Below are 6,851 nucleotides of genomic sequence, written 5' to 3' on the forward strand. Positions count from 1 at the left end.
CTGACCGGAGGGGAACATTCAACATCTGACAAGTTAATTATATGCCCAGGGTATTGTGTGTCAACCACAACACTAGTATTAGCGGTTACATACCAAGGCGTTGTATAATCAGCAGGTTAGCTCTGTTAAGTGGTTCTCCTGCCCTTAACCCCCGTTTAGCGGGTATGAACAGTTTAAAAGTCCTGACTGAACAAACAGATGGTGCTGTGTTTAGTGCTCTGGCAGGAGGGGAACATTCAACATCTGACCATGTAGAAGCCGTGATAACAGGCAGTGTAAGAGCAAGTCGCGGTGTTCTTCCTCCAGTTCTACTGGAGAAACGCATGATTGATAAAATCATCATGGTTCTGAAAGTTGTAATCGTGCTTTTAGAGCTGATCCGCATCTTCTTCTGAAGATAACGGAAACGTAGCTAAGGCCGTGGAGTTAACCACTTCACGGCCTTTAATAAACAGGACGATGGATGATATGAACGCCGCAGAACTCGAAAAAATTCATACTGAAATAGCCAGATTAATGGCTCAGACATCGAAAATTAACCGTGAAACAATATGGTATCCGGTTGTGCTTGCGGCGGGTTTAATAGGTACAGTGGCTATAGTAGGGGCAGTTTGGATATCGAAAATTATTGTTCCGTACATCCCTTGCGGCCTATTCTCTTAACGTTCGTTTCCCCACAACCCCGTTTTAATTAATTGGTTCCATATGGTTTTCATCATTTGCCCGGTCTGCTGATCAACAAATAATGAAGAACGTGCACCATGAGGTTCGCCCAACATACTTTCTTTCATTGCTTCCCATGGTTCCGAATAATCGGCCACTTTCCAATTTGGAATTTCACGTTCTAACATCAATCCGATGGCTGTTCGGCCTGGTATCGTTCCATCAACGTTTAGTTCTGACTTCCATACACATTTAATCAGAATTGGTACTGCACCTTCTGCGTGCATGACAACATCATTTATTCGCTCAATATAGAAGTACGCTGATGAATGGCGTAATTGCTGAATGGATGCAAACAATTGCTCTACAGCATGAGGATATGGGCAGGTAATGATGCCATTAGCCAAATACACCGTATGGTCGAGATTTTTAAAACTAGGAGAACCATGAGGGGTAGATGGTGACCATGCTGTTGAGTCAGTCTCTAACAGGAATGGATGCCATGCAGGATACCCATCTACAACGGGGCCACACTCATTAACAATCTCTGTTAACTTCGCTCTTACACGCTCCCGCTGTCCTGGTTTTGCTTCATATGGCGAAAGAATATTTAATGCTCGCTCAAAACCATATTTTGCTGCTTCGTCTGCTCTAAATGCCATTTTTGTCACCACTTAAAGTAAGTATCTCACGCATAGAATTGCATTTTCATGCGCGAGTATCAATCTTTATATTTGGTTGAAAATTTCTTAATTTGAGTGGGTTTTGGAGGTTTGTAATTAGTGGGGCCGCTTGGAATTCGGAAATTATCCCTAGTCACTTCCATCATAATCAAAGGTTAAACCGTCAAACGCTAAATCGCGGGGTCCCGCCGTTCCGGTGGGTTCCGATTTAGTGATTGTACGGCTGCACGATGAATAACCTTTAAAGAGGTGGGGGGTCACATAGTGAGCCTCCCACCTGTAAAGCAGGTTTTATTTCTTCACTGGCTCTGATTTAGGCTTGGATTCAGGGATTTTTTTAGGTTTGTGGCTTGCTTCCCACGCAGCGTATTTAGCGTTCTTACATTCGACTTCTTTCACGTTACAGTCTTTTGCCATCGTTTTAGCTTCTTCAATGTGGGAAGAGAAATACTTTATTGTTTTCACATTTTCAGCACTGGCAATTCCAACATATCCAGTCGTAATAATAAAAACTGCGATTATTATATTTTTCATGATCAACCACCTTTTACATTATTTTTAAATTTATTTGCCAGTGCTGCCGCACCCCTTTGAAGCCCAGCCTTTGCTGCTCCAGGCGCTTTATCTCGCATAGATGCAGCAGCTTTAGATAATCCTGCCGCTCTTGCTAAAGAACTACCTCCGGGAACCAATCCGTTAATACCAACGCCGCCAGTAAGTGCGGAACATAAGACAGCTACTTGCTCTACCATAGCGATACATATAATAACAACGATAAGTAATGTTGTTACACTAGAGAAAGTAATATCAGTAGGGTCAAATTGGGTATATTTATCTATTAATTTTACCACAAAGCTAAGTGATATAGCGTAAAAAACGTTTAACAGGATATAGTTTAAACAGTTGCCACACCATTTAGTAAACATTTCCCTTGTTGTAGGGAACCCAGCAAAACATATAAAGATACTACCCACGGAAAGTAATATTCCAGTCATGAATGTTGCAATGCAAAGGAATATTGACGTATAGATTATTAAAATAGCGCCACCTAAATAACCTATCCAGTAAATTGCGTAAATTGTAAGTATTGGCCCAAAATCCCAACCGAGAGCATCAATTCCGTCAGATTTGAATGTTTCTAGCGATGAAACAAGCTGATCCCACATTGCATCCATACCAGTGGCGGCGTTGGTTCCTGTAAGTTTTGTAGCAATCTCAGAACCTGAATCCATCACAAACGGGACAACCCATTGTTGATAGTAAGGTGCTGACCAGACGAACGCGCCGATTAAACTAAATACTATGAGGTTTTTCATGACCTCATTAACAATTATTTCTTTGTTACTATAGATAATCTGCCAGGCAACAACGCAGCAGTAAAGTAGGAACGCCGCCGCGAAAACGGGTCTTATTGTTGTGGCCACAATGGAAAAATTAGACGCTACCGCATCCATGACTAACGTTTTTGTTTGAAGTATAAAATCAGACACAACGCCCATTAGAAGCCTCCGTGATTCAGAACATAGACGATCATTGAAGCTACTATCACAAAGATGACTATTCCTTGAATAGAAGCAACTACATTAGAAAATATCCTGCCCTCCTTTGTTTTATTATTCTTTTTAAATAGACCGTATAAATTAAACATTTTTCCCACCATCCCTTGCTGAGTAATTTTGATTGGTTATTTGACAAACTAAAAATCTTAATAGAATGGATGAACGTAATTCTGCGACATTTCTTGAATCCAGCTTCTGCTTTGCATTAGCTAAATGATTATTCACCGTTCTATCAGAAATAAACAAAAAGTGACTAATAGAACGAACATCAACCCCACTGGAATAAAGAATTGAAATTTCAGCTTCTCTCTCAGACAATTCAGGGAGAATCTTTTGAGCAATACCGCATGACATATTGAACCACGGGGCATGGTTGCCTGTGGTAGAATCGTGGATAGCCATTACAGCCTCCTATCTAGGTTGTGGTGGTTAGCAAGCAAATAGAGTTCGCCGCTCTATTTGCTTGCGTTAAAATTATTCTTTTGGCAATTCCTCAGTATCTTCTTTACGTTCTATCAAGGTTGTAAATGCAACCCTATCACCATTAAATACAAAATTAGGATTAATAAAGTACCAGCCTTGCCTAACATGTTTAGCTATTATTTGAGCAGCTTCTAATTCTGCTAATCCTCGCCAGAATGTAGGTTGTGAAAGCTTTATCGGTGGTTTTCTATCGTCATGAGCAGCTAAAAATTCATCTAACGCTATTTTGTCCAAAGGTACTAAATCTTTACTTATAGAGGTGTTTTGAAGCATCCAGACCAAAACATTAAAAGCCTTGATGCCCGCAGCTTTTAAATCAAAAGTGAGTGCTATATTCGCTGTGAAAAGTTTAACAAACTGTTCTGCATCAACCTTCCTGTATGTTGTGACATGGGTTCCATGTACTTCACCCGTTGTTTGGTTAACCAGTATGTTGTTATCTTTCCCTAACTTAGAGAGTTGTACCTTCTGCCCCTTGATAGGAACAACCATTCCTTCAATGAACGGGTTGCTTTCATACCGCACAATCTCTTTCATTTTTGCACTCATATTTGATAGACCCAAGCTCATAAATGTAATTTCTTCTCTCAAAAATACATCATTTTTTGATAGTGTGTCTATGGGAAAATTTACTATATTTGATAGAACGTCTAAATTATTGTTGATAGACCCCGCCTCACAAAATTGACTCGCAGTCTCAATAAAGAGCTTAAATCTGATAGTGATAATCCATTTGGCGCGTGATTAGCGATAGCCTGTCTAACTAGTTCTGATAGACCCTCTACCCTATTTTGAAAAAACGCCTCCCAATTCATGCGGCTTACAGGTCGATCTCTTCTTAGTTCTTATCTACTCCGCAGATATGAACTAAGAAGAGGGTGCTCTATGGACGCTTTGAGTGACCGTAATTTCATGGCTGATTTGACTAAATGCCGCTTCCTCGATCGGACAGACTCGCTTGCGCTCCCTAATCCGGTCTTGCGGCGAGCGGATCTTTCTCACGAACAATATTTTGAGGGCTTTATGGGTAAAGTGTTCTGCATCTAAAAATTGCGTTCTAAAAATGAATTTCTGGCAGTTGGCGGGGGCTTTGAACGTGGATCTGTTACTCGCTGAAAAGCTGCCGTAACGCCTGATATGGCTTTCAAACTGGCGGCAGCACACCGGAACAGTGGTTAAGGCTTCAGGGTGCGTATGATGGGGCTATACAGGCTTAATCACGGCAGTTCTTGAGTTTCTGGCACTTCTCAAAAGCGGTGTTGCCTTTTTGAATCCAGTATTCAGCGGATTCCTGCTCTTTGCTGGTTTGATGCAGAAAGTACCCGTATAGCCCGCCCAGACTGAGCGCACCTATCACGGAAAATATCACCGTGAGTTGAATCGCTGCCCTTCGGATCTCACCTGCCATCGTGCCTTTTAGATCGCGGGTAAACTCTGAGACGGTTTTTTTTGCCTTCTCAAGCTCCTGATTAGCGCTATGAGCCGATTTTAGCGCTTCGCTTGTAGTCTGACTCATTTCATCACTAAAACGCCTCTGAGCATCTCCCAGTGCGTTTAAAAGCGATTCTGACGCCGACTCTCCGACTGTTTCAGCAATGCTTTTTACTGTTCTGGCGAGTTCCGTACGTTCCTGAGCCAGTGATTGCGATGTGGTCTGAATGTCTTTCAGTGCCGCATCGAGCATTTTTTGTTGTTCTTCGACGATAGCCATCAGGCCATATAGTTTTTGCTCATCAGTCATGCTCAAACCCCCTATCGTTATCTTTTGTGCGCGCTCGAGCATGCTCTTTCCTGAGTTGCTCTTGCCGCTCTGTTTCGCGCTGGCGCTGCTGTTCCTGTTTGTATTCCTCAAACCCGCGCATAAATTCCTGCTTTCCGGCAAAGCTGTTTTTAAACGCTTCAACTCCTGCCCGTAGCTCGTCATTTTCAGGTAGCGCCGGTGATAATTTTTTATCCCGCTCTGCCAGTGCTGTGCGGAAGTCCCCGGACAGGTCAATCAAGCTGTCCCGGATAGTGTTGGCCTGCTCCAGTTCTCTCTCTGCTGCTCTGCGTTCAAGAATGGCGCTGGCCTGTGCAATCGTCAGGTCATATACACGCTTCGGCCCCATATGCTTTTCGGGTTCGCGGTTGATGCCCTGCTCTTTCAGCGAACGATGATCCACACGGTCAGCATGTCCGTGTTTCTCCAGGTGGTTGTTTTGTAGTTCAGCCCATCGTTCTCGTAGTGCTATCAGCGCCTCTTTCCTCTGGGTGTGGCTCTGTGGCGCACTGGCTTTTTTCGCGCCTCCCAGTTCTGGATTTTTGCTGTTTGCACGTTTGAAAAAATGCTCAGGATCGCGGTCTATGCCGTCGTTGATTCGTTCACAAAACATGATATGAGCATGGGGCTGCTCTTTGCCTTCAATCCCTGCTTTCGGGCAGTGGATAGCGAACTGGTAAGCATGGCGCTCACCTATCTCTTTTTTTATGAACTCGTTCACCAGTTCAAGGCGTTGATCGGGTGTCATTTCTCTGGGTAAAGCAACTTCAAATTCACGATATGCCGTACCGTTTGAACGCTCAAAGTTATCAGCGGCTTTCCATAGCAAAAGCGGATCATCCTTTGCCCACAAAGGCATATTCCCGTGTTGCTTGTGTTCCAGATCCTCGTATTTGTCTTTGTTGGCATATTTATCTTCGCGTGAAATATAGGCTGCATGGGAAGCACCGCTCCCCTTTGCGCCTGTTTTCACTGTCAGATGATAAGATGCCATGATGTTGACCTTTAGCCCTCGGCAGGAGCGCACAGTTTCTCTAACGTAGTGAGAAACTACTAAGTGCGCCTCTCTAAAAATATTAGAGAGGATTGTAATGCCTTTTCGCTTTTCCATCCAGATGATAAAATCAACAAAATGATACTAATTTCAACAAGGATAATCTCACATGGCTAACGTAAAAAATGATGAATGGCTTAAACAGAGACTGACCTATATTCAATCGCTGAAATCACCTAATACACAACAAAGCATGATTGTTCTGCTTGCGGAGAAGGAAACATTAACACCCGCAGAAGAAAAAAAACTTGGTGTGCTAATTCGAGCCGAGAAAGCACAACAACGTGCGATTGAGGCACGTTCAAAGGCTACAGCGTTGTTGAATGCTGAAAAGAAAGCAGAGGCTAGGGCAGAGCGTAAAGCAAGGGATCATGAATTATACAAAGCGGCAGGGTTAATGAGTCTGGTTGGCTTGGTAGATAAGGAAACAGGAAAGCCAGTGGTGGATGTGGCCTGTCTCGTTGGTGCCTTGGCTGGCCTGAGTGAATTGCCGAGAGATAATCCGAAATGGCAGGAATGGAAACAAAAGGGTACTGAAATTCTTAAAGGCAATGAATCGTAGTGCTGTTTACGGGATAATGAAATTCAGGCGTAAAAAAACCGACTGGTGAGGTCGGCTTTTTTACGTTTCCGGTGCGGAGTTGGTGGCT

At 43.2% G+C, this 6,851-nt stretch carries 10 protein-coding genes; 3 read left to right on the forward strand and 7 right to left on the reverse strand.

Annotated features, from left to right (window positions below; all coding sequences use genetic code 11):
• Positions 1 to 164: 164 nt before the first annotated feature.
• The gene (gene dinQ, locus M977_RS23535) at positions 165 to 395 is read left to right on the forward strand and encodes a damage-inducible type I toxin DinQ (protein ID WP_064519527.1); all 231 of its coding nucleotides are present in this window, start codon (positions 165 to 167) and stop codon (positions 393 to 395) included.
• Between the two features lie 264 nt (positions 396 to 659).
• On the opposite strand, the gene M977_RS23545 is transcribed toward dinQ, so the two are convergent.
• The 5 genes from M977_RS23545 to M977_RS23565 all read right to left on the reverse strand — a co-directional run bounded on the left by M977_RS23545 (position 660) and on the right by M977_RS23565 (position 3,979).
• The gene (locus M977_RS23545) at positions 660 to 1,325 is read right to left on the reverse strand and encodes a hypothetical protein (protein ID WP_064519530.1); all 666 of its coding nucleotides are present in this window, start codon (positions 1,323 to 1,325) and stop codon (positions 660 to 662) included.
• Between the two features lie 312 nt (positions 1,326 to 1,637).
• Entirely contained in the window at positions 1,638 to 1,880 is a 243-nt protein-coding gene (locus tag M977_RS23550) for an EexN family lipoprotein (protein WP_064519532.1), read from the reverse strand.
• 2 nt (positions 1,881 to 1,882) lie between these two features.
• Positions 1,883 to 2,845, reverse strand: a complete 963-nt coding sequence (locus M977_RS23555; protein ID WP_064519535.1) for a TrbL/VirB6 family protein — start codon at positions 2,843 to 2,845, stop codon at positions 1,883 to 1,885.
• Between the two features lie 141 nt (positions 2,846 to 2,986).
• Positions 2,987 to 3,307 carry a helix-turn-helix domain-containing protein gene (locus M977_RS23560; RefSeq protein ID WP_064519538.1) on the reverse strand — a complete coding sequence of 107 codons (321 nt, stop codon included), beginning with the start codon at positions 3,305 to 3,307 and terminating at the stop codon, positions 2,987 to 2,989.
• 72 nt (positions 3,308 to 3,379) lie between these two features.
• On the reverse strand, positions 3,380 to 3,979 hold the full coding sequence (locus tag M977_RS23565) for a replication/maintenance protein RepL (RefSeq protein ID WP_245163547.1): 600 nt from the start codon (positions 3,977 to 3,979) through the stop codon (positions 3,380 to 3,382).
• 294 nt (positions 3,980 to 4,273) lie between these two features.
• On the opposite strand from M977_RS23565, the gene M977_RS25430 reads away from it, so the two are divergent.
• On the forward strand, positions 4,274 to 4,435 hold the full coding sequence (locus tag M977_RS25430; RefSeq protein WP_157092138.1) for a hypothetical protein: 162 nt from the start codon (positions 4,274 to 4,276) through the stop codon (positions 4,433 to 4,435).
• Between the two features lie 166 nt (positions 4,436 to 4,601).
• Here M977_RS25430 and M977_RS23570 read toward each other — a convergent pair whose 3' ends face one another.
• Both M977_RS23570 and M977_RS23575 read right to left on the reverse strand, forming a co-directional pair.
• Positions 4,602 to 5,129 carry a hypothetical protein gene (locus tag M977_RS23570; RefSeq protein ID WP_157092139.1) on the reverse strand — a complete coding sequence of 176 codons (528 nt, stop codon included), beginning with the start codon at positions 5,127 to 5,129 and terminating at the stop codon, positions 4,602 to 4,604.
• On the reverse strand, positions 5,122 to 6,258 hold the full coding sequence (locus M977_RS23575; protein WP_425339057.1) for a MobA/MobL family protein: 1,137 nt from the start codon (positions 6,256 to 6,258) through the stop codon (positions 5,122 to 5,124). The genes M977_RS23570 and M977_RS23575 overlap by 8 nt, the downstream gene beginning before the upstream one ends.
• Positions 6,259 to 6,310: 52 nt before the next feature.
• Here M977_RS23575 and M977_RS23580 point away from each other — a divergent pair, with 52 nt between their 5' ends.
• Entirely contained in the window at positions 6,311 to 6,763 is a 453-nt protein-coding gene (locus M977_RS23580) for a conjugal transfer protein TraD (protein WP_064519549.1), read from the forward strand.
• Positions 6,764 to 6,851 lie beyond the last annotated feature (88 nt).

The sequence above is a fragment of the Buttiauxella gaviniae ATCC 51604 genome (assembly GCF_001654835.1).
Lineage (GTDB): Bacteria > Pseudomonadota > Gammaproteobacteria > Enterobacterales > Enterobacteriaceae > Buttiauxella > Buttiauxella gaviniae.

Bases quoted from the DNA above. Each gene is read 5' to 3' on its own strand.
- M977_RS23575 (WP_425339057.1), bottom strand. From the start codon at position 6,258: ATGGAAAAGCGAAAAGGCATTACAATCCTCTCTAATATTTTTAGAGAG.
- M977_RS23545 (WP_064519530.1), bottom strand. From the start codon at position 1,325: ATGGCATTTAGAGCAGACGAAGCAGCAAAATATGGTTTTGAGCGAGCA.
- M977_RS23580 (WP_064519549.1), top strand. From the start codon at position 6,311: ATGGCTAACGTAAAAAATGATGAATGGCTTAAACAGAGACTGACCTAT.
- dinQ (WP_064519527.1), top strand. From the start codon at position 165: ATGAACAGTTTAAAAGTCCTGACTGAACAAACAGATGGTGCTGTGTTT.
- M977_RS23550 (WP_064519532.1), bottom strand. From the start codon at position 1,880: ATGAAAAATATAATAATCGCAGTTTTTATTATTACGACTGGATATGTT.
- M977_RS23560 (WP_064519538.1), bottom strand. From the start codon at position 3,307: ATGGCTATCCACGATTCTACCACAGGCAACCATGCCCCGTGGTTCAAT.
- M977_RS23555 (WP_064519535.1), bottom strand. From the start codon at position 2,845: ATGGGCGTTGTGTCTGATTTTATACTTCAAACAAAAACGTTAGTCATG.
- M977_RS23570 (WP_157092139.1), bottom strand. From the start codon at position 5,129: ATGACTGATGAGCAAAAACTATATGGCCTGATGGCTATCGTCGAAGAA.
- M977_RS25430 (WP_157092138.1), top strand. From the start codon at position 4,274: ATGGACGCTTTGAGTGACCGTAATTTCATGGCTGATTTGACTAAATGC.